The 1,536-nt window shown below is 53.1% G+C and carries 2 protein-coding genes and 1 pseudogene; all 3 read left to right on the forward strand.

The window, feature by feature from the left end:
• Nucleotides 1-587: pseudogene (locus tag HOLDEFILI_RS20195) on the forward strand (relaxase/mobilization nuclease); the annotation flags it as partial.
• A gap of 186 nt (nt 588-773) precedes the next feature.
• The gene (locus HOLDEFILI_RS20025; RefSeq protein ID WP_006058351.1) at nt 774-965 is read left to right on the forward strand and encodes a hypothetical protein; all 192 of its coding nucleotides are present in this window, start codon (nt 774-776) and stop codon (nt 963-965) included.
• On the forward strand, nt 955-1,536 hold a 582-nt coding region (locus tag HOLDEFILI_RS04805), incomplete at its 3' end, for a phage replisome organizer N-terminal domain-containing protein (protein ID WP_006058352.1). The genes HOLDEFILI_RS20025 and HOLDEFILI_RS04805, both read left to right, overlap by 11 nt.

Below are 1,536 nucleotides of genomic sequence, written 5' to 3' on the forward strand. Positions count from 1 at the left end.
CTGTACAGCGCATGGTAGACATAGCCGCCAAGCGAGCCGAGGGGAAAGGACGGGGCTATGAGAAGTGGGCGACCATGCACAACCTCAAACAGATGTCGGCTACCCTCATGCTCTACCAGCAGTATGGCTTTTCTTCCCCGGACGAGCTGGACGCTGCCATTTCCGCAGCCAACACCGCCACGCAGGAGAGCCTTGCCGGACTGAAAGGGCTGGAAGCCGCTATCCGGGAGAAAAAGGAATTGCAGCGCAACCTTTTGGGCTATATCGGCACGAAGCCCGCCCGTGACGGTCTGAAAGCGCAGAAATCGGAGAAAGCCCGGAGAGCCTACCGGGAACAGCACGAAAGCGATTTTATCATAGCGGACACAGCCGCCCGTTATTTCCGGGAGCATGGAATAACCAAGCTGCCAGCCAGCAAAGCCCTGCAAAGGGAGATTGAGCAGCTTACCGTCCAGAAGAACGCCGGATATAACGACTACCGGGAGAAACGCCAGCGGGCGCAGGAGCTTCAGACAGTCAGACGCAATATCGACCAGATTTTAAGGGGCGCACCGAGCCAGCAGAAAAAGCGTGAACAGGAGCGTTAAAGACCGCCCCGAAATGATACCGAAACCCTACAAAAATACAGGTATGATATGAACCCTTACCGCAATACTCCCCGACTTCCAAACGGGGCTTACAGGGCAGAAAAAGCCCGAAAATGATACCGAGAACATACAGAAAATGCCCCCTATCCCGCTACACCGATAGGAACGGCAGAAAGGAGCTTACCATTGCCGAGAATGAGCAAGAAGCGGCGGCTGGAATGGTCTTTCTTCCTCAACCACCGCAACCGTATCACTTACAACGACCTATGCCGGGGCTGCACCCGTGACTGCAAACAGAGCTTCCGGGCGGTTATCATACTATGCCCTCGCTATTATTCCAAACGCTGGAAAAAGGAGGACGCAGCCTATGGCAGATAACCGCAAATATTACTACCTCAAGCTGAAAGAGAGCTATTTTGACGATGATGCAATCGTTCTGCTGGAAAGTATGCAGGACGGCGTTATCTATTCCAACATTCTCTTGAAGCTGTACTTGAAATCGCTGAAAAACGGCGGGAAATTGCAGCTTGACGAGAATATCCCCTACACCGCCCAGATGATTGCGACCATTACCCGCCAGCAGGTAGGTACCGTAGAGAGAGCTTTGAAAATCTTTATGAAGCTGGGGCTTGTGGAGCCTTTGCCAAGCGGCGCACTCTACATGAGCAACATTGAGCTTTTAATCGGCCAGTCCTCTACCGAGGGGGAGCGCAAGCGCAGGGCGCGGCTGGCTTTGCAGGAACAAAAAGCCCTGCCGCAGACAGGGGCGGACAAATGTCCACCATATCGAGCGGACATTTGTCCACCAGAGATAGAGATAGAGAAAGAGATAGATATAGAAATAGAAAAAGAGAGAGAGTTAGAAACGGGACACCCCGCCCCCGCCGCCTATGGCAGATACCACAATGTCATTCTTTCCGATACGGAGCTTGACGGGCTGAAAACAGAG

Source organism: Holdemania filiformis DSM 12042 (genome assembly GCF_000157995.1).
GTDB classification, from domain to species: Bacteria; Bacillota_I; Bacilli_A; order Erysipelotrichales; family Erysipelotrichaceae; genus Holdemania; species Holdemania filiformis.